General features: G+C 72.9%; 8 protein-coding genes. 6 read left to right on the top strand and 2 right to left on the bottom strand.

What is annotated here, in order from left to right:
* Nucleotides 1-40 precede the first annotated feature (40 nt).
* The 6 genes from ACGFH8_RS14070 to ACGFH8_RS14045 all read left to right on the top strand — a co-directional run bounded on the left by ACGFH8_RS14070 (nt 41) and on the right by ACGFH8_RS14045 (nt 9,580).
* The gene (locus tag ACGFH8_RS14070; RefSeq protein ID WP_393367134.1) at nt 41-874 is read left to right on the top strand and encodes a metallophosphoesterase family protein; all 834 of its coding nucleotides are present in this window, start codon (nt 41-43) and stop codon (nt 872-874) included.
* The gene (locus ACGFH8_RS14065; RefSeq protein ID WP_393367132.1) at nt 871-1,521 is read left to right on the top strand and encodes a 4'-phosphopantetheinyl transferase; all 651 of its coding nucleotides are present in this window, start codon (nt 871-873) and stop codon (nt 1,519-1,521) included. The genes ACGFH8_RS14070 and ACGFH8_RS14065 overlap by 4 nt, the downstream gene beginning before the upstream one ends.
* A 67-nt stretch (nt 1,522-1,588) precedes the next feature.
* Complete coding sequence (locus ACGFH8_RS14060; RefSeq protein ID WP_393367131.1) at nt 1,589-2,407, top strand: hypothetical protein; 819 nt, start codon at nt 1,589-1,591, stop codon at nt 2,405-2,407.
* A 29-nt stretch (nt 2,408-2,436) separates the two neighbouring features.
* Nucleotides 2,437-5,550 carry an amino acid adenylation domain-containing protein gene (locus ACGFH8_RS14055; RefSeq protein ID WP_393367129.1) on the top strand — a complete coding sequence of 1,038 codons (3,114 nt, stop codon included), beginning with the start codon at nt 2,437-2,439 and terminating at the stop codon, nt 5,548-5,550.
* Nucleotide 5,551: 1 nt separating this feature from the next.
* A complete protein-coding gene (locus ACGFH8_RS14050; RefSeq protein ID WP_393367127.1) occupies nt 5,552-6,289 on the top strand; it encodes a thioesterase II family protein in 738 nt (245 codons plus the stop codon).
* 567 nt (nt 6,290-6,856) lie between these two features.
* Nucleotides 6,857-9,580, top strand: a complete 2,724-nt coding sequence (locus ACGFH8_RS14045; RefSeq protein WP_393367125.1) for a LuxR C-terminal-related transcriptional regulator — start codon at nt 6,857-6,859, stop codon at nt 9,578-9,580.
* Nucleotides 9,581-9,632: 52 nt separating this feature from the next.
* Here the strand turns inward: ACGFH8_RS14045 and ACGFH8_RS14040 are convergent, their stop codons facing one another.
* Entirely contained in the window at nt 9,633-10,664 is a 1,032-nt protein-coding gene (locus ACGFH8_RS14040; RefSeq protein WP_393367123.1) for a MupA/Atu3671 family FMN-dependent luciferase-like monooxygenase, read from the bottom strand.
* 21 nt (nt 10,665-10,685) lie between these two features.
* On the bottom strand, nt 10,686-16,889 hold the full coding sequence (locus ACGFH8_RS14035; RefSeq protein ID WP_393367943.1) for an SDR family NAD(P)-dependent oxidoreductase: 6,204 nt from the start codon (nt 16,887-16,889) through the stop codon (nt 10,686-10,688).
* Nucleotides 16,890-16,930 lie beyond the last annotated feature (41 nt).

Genomic DNA, 16,930 nt, shown 5'->3' with positions numbered 1-16,930 from the left:
GGGGGTCACGCGGGGGTCCTGGTCTGACAGCATCGGGGCAATGCCGGGTTCCCTCTTCGCGGTCAGCGACCTGCACGTGTCGTACGCGGACAATCGCGAGATCCTCGACCGGATCGCGCCGCACGCCGACGACGACTGGCTCGTGGTCGCCGGTGACGTCGGTGAGATCTTCGCCGACATCGAACGCACGCTGCGCCTGCTCAAGAGCCGCTTCCGCGAGGTCATCTGGTCGCCGGGCAACCACGAGCTGTGGACACACGCCCGCGATCCGGTCCGGCTGCGCGGCGTGCGGCGCTACGAGGCGCTTGTCGACATGTGCCGCGAGCACGGCGTCCGTACGCCGGAGGACGACTACCCCGTGTTCGACTCCGCCGACGGCCCGGTCACGGTGGCGCCGCTGTTCCTGCTCTACGACTACTCGTTCCGGGCGCCGGGAGCGACGACAAAGGCGGAGTCGCTGCGGATCGCGTACGAGTCGGGTGTGGTCTGCACCGACGAGCAGCTCCTGCATCCGGACCCGTATCCGGACCGGGACTCGTGGTGCCGGGCCCGCGTCGCGGCCACCCGCCGCCGGCTCGAGGCGCTGCCGCCGGACGCCGTCACCGTGCTCGTCAACCACTGGCCGCTGCTGCGCGCGCCGACCGATCCGCTGTGGTACCCGGAGTTCGCCCAGTGGTGCGGCACCGAGCTGACCGCGGACTGGCACACCCGGTTCCGGGCGGTGGCGGCGGTGTACGGGCATCTACACATCCCGCGTACCACCCATTACGACGGCGTCCGCTTCGAGGAGGTGTCGCTCGGCTACCCGCGGGAGTGGCGCCGGCGCGGCGCGGCACCCGACCCGCTGCGGCTGATCCTCAAGGGACAGCCGTGATCGAGCTGCTGCTGCCGGAGCCGGTGGCGTGCGCCGAAGCCTTCGCCGACGTGGCCGGCGAGCCCTGCTTCCCCGGCGAGGAACGGCTTGTCGACCGGGCCGTGCCGGCGCGTCGGCAGGAGTTCGTCACGGCCCGCCGCTGCGCCCGGGAGGCGCTCGCCCGGCTCGGCTTCCCGCCCGCGCCGATCCTGCCCGGGCCGCGCCGCGAACCCCGCTGGCCGGCCGGCGTGGCCGGGAGCATCACGCACTGCCGCGGCTACCGCGCCGCCGCGGTGGCGCGCGTCGCGCATGCCGCCGGTGTCGGCATCGACGCCGAGCCGCACGGCCCGCTGCCGGAGGGCGTGGCCGCGTCGATAAGCGCCGCGGGCGAGCCGGAGATGCTGCGCGGGTTGCGGCGCGCCGACGCGTCGACGCACTGGGACCGGCTGCTGTTCAGCGCCAAGGAGTCGATCTACAAGGCGTGGTTCCCGCTGACCCGGCGCGAGTTGGAGTTCGAGGACGCGCGGCTGACGATCGACCCGGCCACCCGGACGTTCGTGGGTCACGTCACGGCCGACGGCGGCGATCCAGGGCTGAAGACGTTGCACGGCCGCTATCTGGTCACCGGCGGTCTCGTGGTGACCGCGGTCCTGGTGCCGGGTCGATAGGGGTACTGCGCCGCTGCCGCTGTCAATAGCGTGACGCGAGAATCGCGCCCTGCCCCGAGGAGAGACCATGGCTGCGCTGCGCAACTGGAACGTCCTGACCTCAGGCGAGGGATCGGCGCCGGAGGTGGTCCTCGCCACCGACTTCTTCGCCACCGGACGCCCCGAGGCCGGGTTCACCGATCTCGCGCCGCTGCTGACCGGCGGGTACGCGATCTGGGAGACCGTGCCGCCGCCGGTCGGCACGGAGACCGACATGACCGGCACCGACTACGCGGACTGGTGGCTCTCGGAGATCGAGGAGCGCCGCCCGGTGGTGCGCGCCTGCTTCGGCTACTGCGCGGGCAGCAACTACGCGACCACCATGGCCGACCGGATCTCCCGGTGGCAGCAGCGGCCGCAGGTCATCCTGTTCGACCCCGAGGCGGTCACCCCACTGGGCATGTACGGCCAGTTCCACAAGGTGATCGGCAACATGTCGACGGTGCTCTCGGCCGACGAGATCGGCAACGCGCAGCGCCTCGGTTGGGTGGCCCAGGAGCAGCAGAGCGACCTGCGGCTGCTCGGCCAGGAACTCAAGGGCGTGTTCCGCCGCGAGGCCGGGCCCGCGTTCGACCGGCTGGGCATCGACGACACCCGCAAGGACGAGTTCGCCGCCACGTTCGGCTCGTTCCTGGCGTTCCTGGCCGCCGCGGTCCAGATCGAGCCCGCTCCCGTCTGGACCGGTGCCACGGCGATCAGCTCGGCCTCGCCCAAGAACGGCCTCAACCTCGTACCGGAGGCGGAGCGGGCGGGCCTGGTCGCCGACGAGGTCCGGTTCGACCTCGTGCACGCCGACCTGCTGCGCGACCCGGGCGTCGCCAAGGTCGTCGACGGACTCCTCCGATAACCACTCCTGCCACCGTGAGCGGAGCATCCATGCAACCTGCAGCCGGTAACGCACACCGTGAGGCGACGCTGAAGGAGAAGTCGCTGCGTGTCTTGGAGACCCTGGTGCCCGGGACACCGGCGAACAACATCTCGTACGCCTTCTCGGTACCGGGCCTGCTCGACAAGGACGCCGCGCAGGGCGCACTGGACCGGCTGGTGCTGCGCCACGAGATCCTGCGGACGGTCTTCGACGAGGAGGGCGGGCTGCGCAAGCGGGTGCTCGACAGCGCGTCGGTGACGATCGAGACGGGCGGTTACGACCCCGACGACGTCAACGTGGCCCTGGACGCGTACGCCGCCCGCCCGTTCGCCGTGGACGGCACACCGCTGCTGCGTGCCGGGATCTTCCGCGGGCCGCAGGGAGACATCTTCTGCCTGGTCGTGCACCACCTGGTCTTCGACACGGTGTCGACGTCGATCTTCGTCGACGAGTTCACGCGAGCGTACGAGGCGCTGCGGGCCGGCGCCGAGGTGCCCGGGGAACTGCTGGCCACGGTGCCGCCGACGCCCGAGGTGCCCGTCCGCGAGCAGAGCCTGGACTACTGGCGCGGGCAGGTCCGCGACACCGACTCCGAATCCCTGGACCTGTGGTGCGGCAGGCCCGACCTGGCCCAGCCGACGCTGACCGGCGGCCACCTGAGCCGGTTGCTGTCGGACCGGGCGCGGGCGAGCGTCAAGGAGCTGGAGAAGCGGCTGCGCGCCCCCGAGGCAGTGATCATGCTGGCCGCGTACGGGCTGCTGCTGGCCCGGCACGGCGCTGGTCTCGCGGCGCCGCTGGCCGACGAGCCGGGCCGCCCCGCGGACCTGGTGATCGGCACGCCGGTCAACGTCCGGCCGCCGGACGCGCCGCGCGCCATCGGCTACCACATCAACACCGTCCCGCTGCGCTTCGAGGTCGACCCGGAGCGCGCGTTCGGCGACCTGGTGGCCCGCGCACGGGCGACGTTCTTCGAGGCGCTCGCGCATGCCGACGTCCCGGTGGACCGGCTGCTACCCGAGGTGGCCCGGGCCGGCGGCGCGTGGCGGACCACGCTGTTCCGGCACATGTTCAACTACGTGCCGGCCGACGGGCTGCAGCCGTTCGAGCTGGACGGCATGCGCGCCACCCCGATCGGGGTGGAGAACGGCGCGAGCAAGTTCGACCTGGAGTTCTTCATCCTCTCCACCGCCGACGCGGTACGGGTGCGGGCGGTCTACTACACCGAGGTGCTCGGCCACGACGACGTGGAGCTGATGCTGGAGCGCTACGACTCGCTGCTGGTGGCGCTCGCCGAGGACGACGGCAGTCCGATGGGCGAGATCGACGTCTTCGCCCCCCGAGACCGGGCAGCGATCGACGCGGCCAACGACACGGCCGGGCCGGTGCAGCCCGCGACCGTCCTCGAGGCGGTCGCCGCGCTCGTCGCCGTCGGCCCGGACGTGGTGGCGTGCGTGGACGGGGAGCGCGCCGTCACCCGCGGCCAACTCTGGCACACGGCCGAGCGGACCCGGGAGGCGCTGGTGGCGCACGGCGTGGGCGCGGGCGACGTGGTGGCGCTGGCCGCGCCGCGCGGCCCGGAGCTCGCCGCGGCGGCGCTCGGCGTGTGGCTGGCCGGCGCCGCCTACCTACCGCTCGACCCGGACCATCCGGCCGCACGCGTCGAGTACCAGCTCGAGGACGCGAACGCGCGCGCGGTGCTGGCGGCGCCCGGCGTCGGCCTGCCCGGCGTGACGACCCTGCCGATGGCGACGTGCGAGCCGGAGCAGGGTGTCCCCCAGCAGGCGGTGCTGCCGGGCGCCGGCACCTGCGCCTACCTGATCTACACGTCCGGGTCGACCGGGCGGCCCAAGGGCACCCGCATCAGCCACAGCAGTCTCGGCAACCTGATCCGCCACTTCGCCACGCAGCTGGAAGCCGGGCCGGACGACGCGACGCTCTGGCTCACCACGTTCGCGTTCGACATCTCGGCGCTGGAGCTGTTCCTGCCGTTGGTGACCGGCGGGCGGCTGGTCACCGCGCCCGACGAGCTGCGCACCGACGGCGCGGCCCTGGCCTCGCTGGTCCAGCGGCACGACGTGACCGTGCTGCAGGCGACGCCGACGAGCTGGCGGTTGATCGCCGGTGACCTGACGCCCACCCTCGCCGGGCGGCGGGTGCTGTGTGGCGGTGAGCCGCTGCCGGCCGCGCTCGCCGCGAGCCTGGCCGCCACCGGCTGCCGGCTGTGGAACGTGTACGGGCCGACCGAGACGACGATCTGGTCCACGGCCGGGGAGATCGGGCACCCGGCGCCCGACGTCATCGACATCGGGCGGCCGATCGCCAACACCGAGGTCTTCGTCGCCGACCCGTACGGCCGCGCGCTGCCGATCGGCCTGCGCGGCGAGCTCTGCATCGCGGGCGACGGCGTGGCGATCGGCTACCACGAGCGTGCCGAGCTGAACGCGCGGCGCTTCGGCGACCACCCGGAGTACGGGCGCTTCTACCGCACCGGGGACGCGGCGAGGTGGCGTACCGACGGGACGCTGGAAGCGCTGGGACGCGGTGACCGGCAGATCAAGCTGCGGGGCAACCGCATCGAGCTGAGCGAGATCGAGGCCGTGCTGACCGGGCACCCGGAGGTGAAGGCCGCGTCGGTGGTGGTCGTCGGCGATCCGGTCGCGGACGGCATCCTTGTCGCGTTCCTGGAGTCCGCGGCCGGACCGGAGCTGGCCGAGCAGGCGTGGCGGCTGGCGGCCGACCGGCTGCCGCGGTCGTCGGTGCCGCAGGACGTGGTGGTGGTCGACGCGCTGCCGACAAACGTCAACGGGAAGGTCGACACGATCGCGCTGACCCGGGTGGCGGAGCAGCGCCGTCTCCGTGACACCGACGGCGCGCCTTCGTCCGCTGTCGACGAACCGGCCGACGAGACGATCCGCCTGCTGCTGACGCTCTGGCGCGAGCTGCTGGAGCGCAACGACGTCGCGGCGGACACCCACTTCTTCGTCAGCGGCGGCCACTCTCTGCTCGCCGCCCAGCTCGTCCAACGGATCGAGGGCGTGACAGGGGTTCGGCTGAAGCTCGCAGACGTCTTCACGCATCCGTCGCCGGCCGAGCTGGCGCCGCTGATCCGCGGGGAGCAGTGAGATGCGGCCCGACGCGGACGCCTGGCTGCGCCGGTTCGCGCCGGCGCCCACGGCCGAGGTACGGCTGCTCGTGCTGCCCCACGCGGGCGGCTCGGCCAGCTTCTACCTGCCGGTGTCGCACGCGTTGGCACCGCGGGTCGAGGTGGTGACGGCGCAGTATCCCGGGCGCCAGGACCGGCACCACGAGCGCCCGTTGCCGACCATCGCCGCGATCGCCGACGAGCTGGCGGAGGTGGTGTCCGGACTGGACGACCTGCCGCTGCTGGTCTTCGGGCACAGCATGGGCGCCGTGGTCGGCTACGAGCTGGCCCAGCGCCGCGCGCCCCTGCGCCTGTTCGCCTCGGGGCGTCGGGCGCCGTCGCGGCACCGCTCCGAGACGGTGCACCTGCGCGACGATCGCGGCATCATCGCGGAGCTACGGTCACTCAGCGGCTCCAGGGCCGACGCCCTGGCCAACCCCGAGGTGATGCAGATGGCGATGCCTGCGGTCCGGGCCGACTACCGGGCGATCGAGACGTACCGACACGGGCACGACGTGCCGCTGGACTGTCCGGTGACGGTCTTCACCGGTGACGCCGACCCGCAGGTGACGCTCGAGGAGGCGCGGGCCTGGCGCGACCACACCACGGCCGGGTTCGACATGCACATCCTGCCCGGCGGGCATTTCTTCATCGTCGAGCAGGCACCGCAGGTCATCCAGGTTATGGCCGCGGCCGCTTCGGCCGTGGCCCGCGCCTGATAACACGCGCATTCTTTACGCAACGCGCGGCAGGTCTGCCGCGCGTTTTCAATTGCGGCCGGAATCCTAGGTTGATACCCACGGGTAAGGCACCCCTGCCCACCCCTACATCGGTGACTCGCAGGAAACTCACACCTTTTGCTCCCGCAGTGGTGCGGCCTTCGACCTGGTCGAGTAACCCTCGCCCATCGGTGCGGTCGCGGTCGGCGCTCGGGTGGCCCGCGCGTGGTGTGACAGACGTCGCCGACCGCCCCCGGCGGCTTGCCGCAACCACCTCTTCGCCGGTCCGGGACCTGTGACACCTGCTCGGTGAACGACCGGCGCGGGCATCCGTCCTGGTCGCAGCGCCAGCGGCGCCCACGCCGCCGCAGCCGGGTCGCGCGTCCGGCCACCGGGCAGGTCCCCGCTGCCGGGTCGTCGCCCCGCCCGACGTCGACGAGTCGGGATTCAGCTACGACGAATGCCACTTGCGAACGCCGTGAGAACGTAGGCAAGATTACTTGGGAGAACCGTTAACTGGATTCACGCAGGCCTTTGTCAGGTAATCTTCACGGGGAAGAAACATCCATGACACGTGTCCGAGACCGCATTGTCGAAAGCGACGACGAACGCACACAGCTCGATTGGCTCGGCGCCGGTTTCCGCGCGGGACGCGGCTGCGCGGCGGTGATCAGCGGCCCTCCGGGCAGCGGCAAGACGGAGCTGATCGACGACTTCCTCGCCGGTCCGGTGGCACGTGACGCCCTCGTGCTGCGGACCACCGCCGCCGCCGGCGACGCGCCGCTCGCGGTGATCGCTCGGCTGCTACACGGCGCCGGCCGGGTGTCACCGCGGGCGGCCGGGATGGCCCAACTGCTCGGCGAGGGCACCCTCGGCGCGACACTTACCGACCTCGACCACCACGACGCCCAGGACGGCGCCGCCCAACTGCTGCACAGCCTGCGCCGCATCCCGCTCGACCTGGCCGAGCGCCAGCCGGTGATCATCTGTGTGGACGCGGCGCAGCACCTCGACCCGGCCTCCCGGCACTGCCTGCTCGGCCTGGCGCGGCGCGTCGCCGGGACCCGGCTGATGCTCGTGCTGGAGGAGGACTTCACGCTCGACACCGCCACCACGGCCGAGCTGCTGGCCCTGCCCCACTGCCGGCACGTCCGGCTCGCGGCGCTGTCACTCCCCCGCGTCGCCGACCTGATCGGTGCGCGCCTCGACGACCGGCAGGCCTGGAACCGCGCCGCCCGCTACCACGCCGCGACCGGCGGCAGCCGGCTGCTGCTGCACGCCCTGCTCACCGACGAGCAGCAGCCCGCCGCCGCGCAACGACAGGCGTTCACCCGGGCCGTGCAGACAGTCTTCGGGCGACTCCCCGAGAGCGCCCGCACGGTGGGGTTGGCCCTGGCCGTGCTCGACCCGTTCAGCGAACCGGAACTGCTACCCACGATCCTCGGCCTGGACGCGCCGGAGGCCAAGGCCGCGCTCGCCGCCCTCGCCGACGCCGGGCTGGTCGACGCCGGGCGTTTCCGCGACCCCGTGGCCCGCGAGACGGTCCTGGCCGGCACCACCGCGGCGGCGCGGGGGCCCCTGCACCTGCGGGCCGCCGAGGCGCTGCACGAGGCCGGGGCGGCGCCCCGCACGGTCGCCCGGCACCTGGTCGCCGCGGGCGACGTCACCCACCCGTGGGCGGCCGGTGTGCTCATCGAGGCCGCCGGCCAGGCCCTGCACGACGGCGCGCCGCAGGAGGCACTGGCGCAGTTGCGATGCGCCGGACGGGCACCGGCCGACGAGACCCAGCACGCCACCGCGGTGGCGCTGCTCGCGCACGCCGAGTGGTGGACGCGGCCGGACGCGGGCGTACGCCACCTGGACGATCTGGTCACCGCCCTGGCCGACGGCCGGCTGCGCGACCGCCCGGCGATCCTCGCCGTCAAACACCTCTTCTGGTACGGGCGCACCGCCGACGCCACCGCCGCGCTGAACCGGCTGACCTCGGACGGGCAGCCCGACTCGGCCGTGCTGCTCGCGCTCGACGAAGCCGGCGCCTGGCTCGGGTTCATGGCGCCCGGCCTGGGCCAGCAACTGGCCGAACGGGCGTCGGCCCGCCGCGGCACCGGCCCGCGGACCCGGGGGGCGCAGACGCTCACCGTCGCGCTGCGCCAGCCCGGCGACGAAGCCCTCGCCCTGGTCGAACGCCTGCTGCAACGCGCGCTGCTGGACCCGCGCATGGTCGAGCCGATCCTGCCCACCCTCGGCGCCCTGCTCTACCTCGACGAACCGGACCGCGCGCTGACCTGGTGCGACGTTCTCGGCACCCGGACCGGGCTGGCCGAGGCGCCGATGTGGCAGGCGATCCTCGACAGCATTCGGGCCCAGGCCGCGCTGCGGCTCGGTGACCTGCCCGCCGCCGAGCGGCGCGCCCAGTCGGCGCTCGCCCGCATCCCGGCGAGCGGCTGGGGCGTCGCGATCGGCACCCCGCGCGCCGCGCTGGTCCTCGCGATGATCGAGATGGGCCGGGTGGAGCAGGCCGCCGACATCCTGGAGCAGCCGCACCCCGAAACCATGATGGAGACGTCGTTCGGCCTCGGCTTCCTGTACACCCGCGGTCGCCTGCGGCTCGCGCAGGGACGGCCGCAGGAGGCCCTCGACGACTTCCGCGCGATCGGCGACCGCCTCGACCGCTGGGGCATGAAGACCCAGTCGCTGTGGCAGGTCGGGGCCGCCCGCGCGCTGCTGCAGCTCGGCGAGACGCGGTCGGCGCGGGCGATGCTCGAGGCGCAGATCTCCGCCGGGCGCGCCGTCTCCGCCCGGGTGCGAGGCGCCGCCCTGCGCGCGCTCGCCCAGACCTCCAGCCGGCGCAAACAGGTACCCATCCTGTCCGAGGCCGTTCAGGTGCTGCACACCTCCGGCGACAAGCTGGAGCTCACCCACGCGCTCGCCGACCTCAGCGAGACCTACTACGCGATGGGCGAGTCCAACCGGGCCCGGATGACCGCCCGGCGCGCACACCATCTCGCCCGGGTCTGCCGGGCCGAGCCGTTGATCGCCAAGCTGCAGCCGAGCCGGGCGGAACCGGTCGACGCCACGCCCGAGGCTGCGGCGACCGTCCTCAGCGAGGCGGAGCACCGGGTCGCGGTCCTGGCCGCGCACGGCTACTCCAACCGGGAGATCGCGCACAAGCTGTTCATCACCAACAGCACCGTCGAGCAGCATCTCACCCGCATCTACCGCAAGCTCGATGTCGGCGGCCGCAGCAACCTGCCGGTGTGGCTCCAGTTGGACCCCTCCGAGCAGCCCTGACCCCGCAGCCCACGGGGGCCGTTCCGCCGCCCGGCGGAACGGCCCGGCGCTCTCAGGCGGCGCTCGCGGCGCGCAACTCGTCCAGGTGGCCCAGGCTGTCGATGACGGTGTCGGCCGGAATACCAAAGTCGATCAGGCAGGCGATCTCGTCCACCCCGATCTCCCGCACACGCCGCACCATGGCCGCGGCGTGCTCCACCGAGCCGAACAGGCCGCCCGCCGTGAAGTAGCGTTCGAAGGCCAGATCCAGCAGTTCCTCCAACAGCGCCGGGTCGAGATCCTGCCCGGTCGCCGCGGAAGCGCCGGAGAACAGCTCCGCCGAACTGGCCAGGTAGGCCTTCAGCGGCTCCCGCACGACGGATCGGACCTCGGCGGTGTCCGCGCCCACGAACGTGTGCAACATCAGAGCCACCTTCCCCGTACGCCCCCCGAGGGCGGCCCGGTACTCGGCGATGTTGGCCGCGAGCGTCGTCAGGTCCTGCTGGAGCATATGGGTGAGCACACCGGCACCCATCGCGCCGGCCGCCTTGAAGGTGCCGGTGCTGCCCGCGCTGGTCAGCCACACGGGCAGCTCGGGCTGCACGGCCGGTGGGTACGCGCGGGCCCGGATCGGCTCGCCCCGGCCGTCGCGGCGCTCCACCTCCTCGCCGCGCCACAGCCGCTGCACCGTCTCCACGGTGGACACCAGCAGTTCCCGGCGCTGGTCGTAGTTACCCGGCTGGAGCAGGAAGTCCGACGGGTGCCAGCCGGAGGCGAACGAGACCTCGGCGCGGCCGCCGGAGAGGTTGTCGACCACCATCCACTCCTCGGCGACCCGGATCGGGTCGTGCAGCGGCGCCACCACGCTGCCGGCGCGGATCCGGATCCGCTCCGTGATCGTCGCGAGAGCGGCCGCGGTGACCGCCGGGTTGGGGTAGAGGCCGCCGAACGGGTGGAAGTGCCGCTCGGGTGTCCAGACAGCGCTGAAGCCGTGCGTGTCGGCGAACCGGGCACCCTCCAGCAGCAGCCGGTAGCGGCGCGGATCGGCGCCGGGAGCGGCGGAACCCACGCTGTCGTCGGCGAAGTAGAAGAGGCTGAACTCCATCGGTGCTCCTTACCGGGGGTGTCAGGGCTGGGCGGGTGCGGCGAGCAGGTCGCGCAGCAACGCGACCACCGCCGAGACGGACGGGTGTTCGTAGGCCAGGGCCGCCGGCAGCTCGACACCGGCCGCGGCCTGCAGGCGGTTGCGCAACTCGACCGCGGAGAGCGAGGCGAAGCCCAGGTCGATGAAGTCGTCGTCCGGGCCGATGGCGGCGGTGGCGTCGTGGCCCAGCACGGCCGCGACCTGCCCGGTGACGAAGTTCCGCAGCTCCGCTTCGCGGTCCGCCGCGCTCAGGCCGGCGAGCCGGTCGGTGAGCGACTCGCCGCCCTCCGCGAGCGGCTCGGGAATGTCCACGACCGGAGCACCGGCCGGCTCGCTGCGCCGCCACTCGGCGAGCAACGGCAGCAGTGCCGCGATCGCCGGTTCGTCGGCGCCGAGCACCGCGGCGAGGCCTGCCGGGTCGCCGCCCTCGACGGCCGCCCAGAACCGGCTCTCCGCCGCGGAGCGAACGCCCGCGTTCGGGCTCTCCAACCAGTAGCGCTGCCGCTGGAACGGGTAGACGGGTAGGTCGACGTGGGCTGGGCGGGTGTCGTCGAAGAGGCGTTCCCAGAGGACCGGCGTACCGGTGACGAACAGGTCGCCGAGCGCGGTGAGGAGCGTGGCGGGCTCGTCGCGGCCGGCGCGCTGCGCGGCCGAGACGACGGCCGGGGTGCCGGTGAGGCAGTCGCGCACCATCGCGGCGAGTGTGCCGTCCGGGCCCAGCTCCAACCACCGGGTCACGCCAGCGGCCTCGGCGGTGCGTACGCCCTCGAGGAAGCGGACCCCCTCCCGCACGTGCCGCACCCAGTAAACCGGATCGGTGTGGTCGGCCCAGCCACCTGTCACGTTGGAGATGACCGGCACGGTCGGCTCGTGGAACGTCAGCGTCTCCACAAGCGCCGCGAACTCGCTCAGCATCGGCTCCATCAGCGCGGAGTGGAAAGCGTGGCTGACCCGCAGCCGCTTGGTCCGCCGTCCCTGCCGCCGCCAGTGGTCGGCAACCCGGGCGACGTCCTGCGCCGCACCGGAGATCACGCACGCGGCCGGTCCGTTCACCGCGGCCAGCGACGCCTCACCCAGGGTGCCCACCAGTTCCTCGGCCGAGGCCTGCACCGCGACCATCGACCCACCGTCGGGGAGCGCCTGCATCAGCCGTCCGCGGGTCGCCACCAGCCGGCAGGCGTCGGACAGGTCCAGGACGCCGGCGACATGCGCGGCGACGATCTCGCCGAGCGAGTGGCCGCCGACCACGTCCGGGCGCACGCCCAGCGACTCCACCAGCCGGAACAGCGCCACCTCGAACGCGAACAGCGCCGGCTGGGCGTATCCGGTGGTGTCCAACGGACCGCCACCGTCGACCACCTGGGCCAGCGGCAGCTCCAGCAGCCCCTCGAACCCGGCGCACACCTCGTCGAACGCGGCAGCGAAGACCGGGTAGGCGCGGCGCAGGCCGGTGCCCATCGCGACGCGCTGCGCGCCCTGGCCGGTGAAGAGCATCGCCAGCTTGCCGCCGGGTGTCACCCGGCCGGTGCGAGGCGCGGCGAGGCCGGCCAGCAGGTCCTCGCGGGTCGCGCCGACCACCACGGCGCGGTGGTCGAAGCGGGCGCGGTCGCGCAACAGGGCCAGGCCCACCGCGGCGGGGTCGGCGGAGGTGTGGCCGGCGAGCTGGTCTGCCTGGGCGGCGAGCTGGTCTGCCTGGGCGGCGAGCGCCTTCGGCGTCCGGGCCGAGAGGACCCACGGGATCACGGGCGGCTGGGGCGCTTCCGCGGCCTTCGAGCCGGCCGGGACCTGCTGCTCCGGATCTGCCGGGGCCAGCGGCTCCGGCTCGGCGGCCGGGGCTTGCTCGATGATCACGTGGGCGTTCGTTCCGGAGATGCCGAACGAGGAGATCGCGGCCCTGCGGGGACGGCCCGGCTGCGCCCACTGCCGTGCGCCGGTCAGCAGCGCCACGTTGCCGGTGGACCAGTCGATGTGCGGTGACGGCTCGTCGGCGTGCAGCGTCGGCGGCAACTCGCCGTGCCGCATCGCCTGCACCATCTTGATCACCCCTGCCACGCCGGCGGCGGCCTGCGTGTGCCCGATGTTCGACTTCACCGAGCCGAGCCACAGCGGCTCCGCCCGGTCCTGCCCGTACGTGGCCAGCAGCGCCTGTGCCTCGATCGGGTCGCCGAGCGTGGTGCCGGTGCCGTGCGCCTCCACGGCGTCCACGTCGGTGGGCGCGAGCCGAGCGTTGGCAAGCGCCTGCCGGATCACCCGCTCCTGCGCAGGCCCGTTCGGCGCCGTCAGCCCGTTGGACGCACCGTCCTGATTGACCGCGCTGCCCCGGATCACGGCGAGCACCCGGTGACCGCGGCGCTCGGCGTCGGAGCGCCGCTCCAGCAACAGCATGCCGATGCCCTCGCTCCAGCCCGTACCGTCCGCGGTCGCGGCGAAGGACTTGCACCGGCCGTCCATGGCCAGCCCGCCCTGCTTGCTGAAGTCGACGAACAGGTTGGGTGTGGACATCATCGTGACGCCGCCCGCCAGCGCCAGGTCGCACTCACCCTGGCGCAGCGACTGCGCGGCCAGGTGCAGCGCCACCAGCGACGACGAGCAGGCCGTGTCGACGGTCATCGTCGGCCCCTCAAGCCCGAACGTGTACGCCACCCGCCCGGACGCGACGCTCATCGCGTTGCCGTTGTTCAGATATCCCTCGAAGCCTTCGGGGATGGTGTGCAGGCGGGCGCCGTAGTCGGCGTACATCATGCCGGCGAAGACACCCGTGCGGCTGCCGCGCACCGTGGCCGGGTCGATCCCCGCCCGTTCGAACGTCTCCCAGGTCAGCTCCAGCAGCAGCCGCTGCTGCGGATCCATCGCCAGCGCCTCACGGGGGCTGATCCCGAAGAACGCCGGGTCGAAATGGTCGCCGTCGTAGAGGAAGCCGCCCTCCGCCGCCGGGGCTAGCTCGGCCAGGTCCCAGCCTCGGTCCGCCGGGAACGGCCCGATGGCGTCACCGCCTTCGCGGACCAGTTGCCACAGCTCCTCCGGCGACCGCACCCCGCCGGGATAGCGGCACGCCATCGCCACCACCACGACCGGATCGTCGGACGCGGGCGCGGCCACCGGCACGGGCGCCGCGGCCCCCACCTCACCGAGCAGATCGGTGCGCAGCTTGCCGGCGAGCGCGGCCGACGTCGGATAGTCGAAGATGAGCGTCGCCGGCAGCCGCAGCCCGGTCGCCTCGGTGAGTCGGTTACGCAGCTCCAAGGCAGTCAGTGAGTCGAAGCCGAGCTCGTTGAAGGCCTGCGCCGGGTCCACCGCCTCCGCGCTGACGTGCCCCAGCACCGCCGCGACCGCGGTCCGGACCACCTCGACCAGGACGGCGGCCTGCTCCTGCGGGTCCCGCCCGGTGAGCCGGGACAGCAGATCCGACGTGGCCCGCCCGGCCTCGGCCGCGCGGCGCGCCCGCCCCGGGAAGAGCGCCCGCAACAGCAGCGGCACCGCCGAAGGCTCCGCAGCGCGCCAAACTGCCGGTTCGAACCCCGCGGCGACCACGGCCGCTCGGCCTGAGCCGACCGCGGCGTCGAACATCGCGAGACCCTCGTCGGCCGGCAGCGCACGCAGCCCCGCGGCACCCATCCGGCGCAGCTGACCATCCGCGAGCGCTCGCGTCATACCGCTTCGCGCCTGCCACAGTCCCCAGGCGATCGACGTCGCCGGCAGGCCCTCCGCGTGTCGCACGGACGCCAGAGCGTCCAGGACGGCGTTCGCCGCCGCATAGTTGCCCTGACCCGCACCGCCGAGAACCCCAGCGACCGACGAGAACATGACGAACGCCGTCACCGGTGCGGTGCGGGTCAACTCGTGCAGGTGTACGGCGGCATCGGCCTTGGCCCGCAACACGGCCGCGAGGCGGTCCGGATCGAGCTGCTCGACCGTGGCGTCGTCGAGGACGCCGGCCGCGTGCACGATGCCGGTCAACGGGCGGTCCGCCGGGATCTCGGCGAGGAGGGCGGTTAGCTGATCAGGGTCGGCGATATCGCAGGCGACCACCCGGATCGTGGCGTCGAGGTCATCCAGCCCCGCTGTTTCTCCATTGCGGCCCGGTTCACCCGGCGTTGGCACCACTCCGCTGCGGCTGGCGAGGATCAGGCTGCGCACGCCGTGCCGCTGCACGAGGTGGCGGGCCACAAGGGTGCCCAGCGTCCCGGTCCCGCCGGTGATCAGCACCGTCCCGGAGCCGTCCCAGACGTCGGCGACCGGCTCACGCCCGCCCGCCAGGACCGCAAGGCGCGGGACCAGCACCGCGCTGCCGCGCACCGCAGCCTGCGGCTCGCCGGAAGCGATCGCACCTGCCAGGCCGGCCGCCCCCGGCTCGTCGACATCGACGATCGCGAACCGACCGGGATGCTCCGACTGCGCCGACCGGACCATCCCCCACACCGCGGCCGCGGCGGGATCACGCACAGTCTCGCCATCGGCGGCCGCCACGGCGCCCTCGGTCACCAGAACCAGGCGGGCATCGGCAGGTGCGTCCCGCAGGAAACTCTGAAGAAGCCCGAGCGCCTCCGCAGCACGGTCAGTCGCCGTGCCGGAGCCACTCAACGCCGCCACAGTCGTGTCGACCTCGACGTTGCCACCCTCCTCGAGGAGACGCCACTGAACACTGTGAAGCACCGCGGCCCTGACACCGACCCGATCCTGCTCGACCGGCCGCAGCCGCAGGGCACCAACCGCTACCACCGGCAGCCCGGCGGTGTCCGTGGCCAGCAGGGAGACCTCGCGTTCTCCGGTGCGGGTGAGGTGGACCCGGAGGTGTGTGGCGTTTGAGGCGTGTAGGCGGACGTCGGTGAAGGCGAAGGGGAGCAGGGTTTCGGTGGTCTGGTGGGTCAGGGACATGGCGTGCAGGGCGGCGTCCAGGAGTGCGGGGTGGATGCCGTAGCCGGTGGTGTCGGTGCCCTCGGGCAGCGCGACGTCGGCGTAGACGTGATCGCCGTCGGTCCAGGCGGTCTGGAGTCCGTGGAAGGTGGGTCCGTAGTCGTAACCGGCTGCGGTGAGAGCCGGATACAGGTCACTGATGTCGGCGGGTTCGGCTCCCGGTGGTGGCCAGGCGGTGAGGCCCGGGTGGGTTTCTGGTCGGGTGTCGGTGGTGAGGGTGCCGGTGGTGAGGGTGCCGGTGGCGTGTAGGCCGGTGGGAGAGGTGATGGTCAGGTCGTGGTGGCCGTCGGTGCCGGTCGGGGTGATCTGGACCTGAATGTCGGAGGGGATGGTCAGGGGGGCGTGCAGGGTGAGTTCCCCGACGGTGGTGGCGCCGATCTGGTCGCCGGCGTGGATGGCCAGATCAACGAACCCGGTCCCGGGCAGGATCGGGGTCCCGGCGATGACGTGCTCGCCCAACCACGCTGTTCTCGCGGCCGTCAACCGCCCGGTCAGGACCAGGTGTTCGCCGACGGTGACGGCGGCGGACAACAACGGATGAGTGACCGGCCGCAACCCGAACGCCGACGCGTCCCCAACCGCCGGACTAGGAGCCAACCAGAACCGTTCCCGTTGGAACGGATACGTCGGCGCCACCGGAATCGACTCCACATCCGGCGCCGGAACGATCGCATCCCACGCGACCGGGGTCCCGGTCACGAACAACCGGGCAACCGCGGTGAGAAGAGTGACCACCTCATCGCGACCCCGCTGATCGGCGGTGGTGGGTTCGGTGGTGGCGGGTTCGGTGGTGGCGGGTTCGGTGGTGGTGGGTTCGGTGGTGGTGGGTTCGGTGGTGGTGGGTCGGGGGCGGGGGCGGCGGCCGGTCGCGGCGATCACCGTCGGGTCAGCAGTCAAACAGCCCGGTAGCAGCGCGGCTAACACCGCGTCCGGGCCAACCTCCAACCACCGATCCACACCCGCACGCTCACCCGCCCGCACCGCATCCAGAAAATGCACCGCCTCACGCACATGCCGCACCCAATAACCCGGATCCCGATGATCCGCCACACCCCCCACCACCCCCGCCACAATCGGCAACCGCGGCTCCCGAAACGTCAACCCCGCAAGCACCTCCGCGAACTCACCCAACATCGGCTCCATCAACACCGAATGAAACGCATGCGACACCACCAACGGCTTCACCCGCCGACCCCGCCCCCGCCACACCCCCACAACCCCCTCCACCACACCCGCAGGCCCCGACACCACACACGACGACGGCCCATTCACCGCCGCCACCGGAGCACCCACCAACTCCTCACCACTCGCCT

Source organism: Micromonospora sp. NPDC049175 (assembly GCF_043197345.1).
Taxonomy (GTDB): domain Bacteria; phylum Actinomycetota; class Actinomycetes; order Mycobacteriales; family Micromonosporaceae; genus Micromonospora.
The sequence above is the reverse complement of the archived record's forward strand: the minus strand, read 5'-3'. Positions and strand labels throughout refer to the sequence as shown.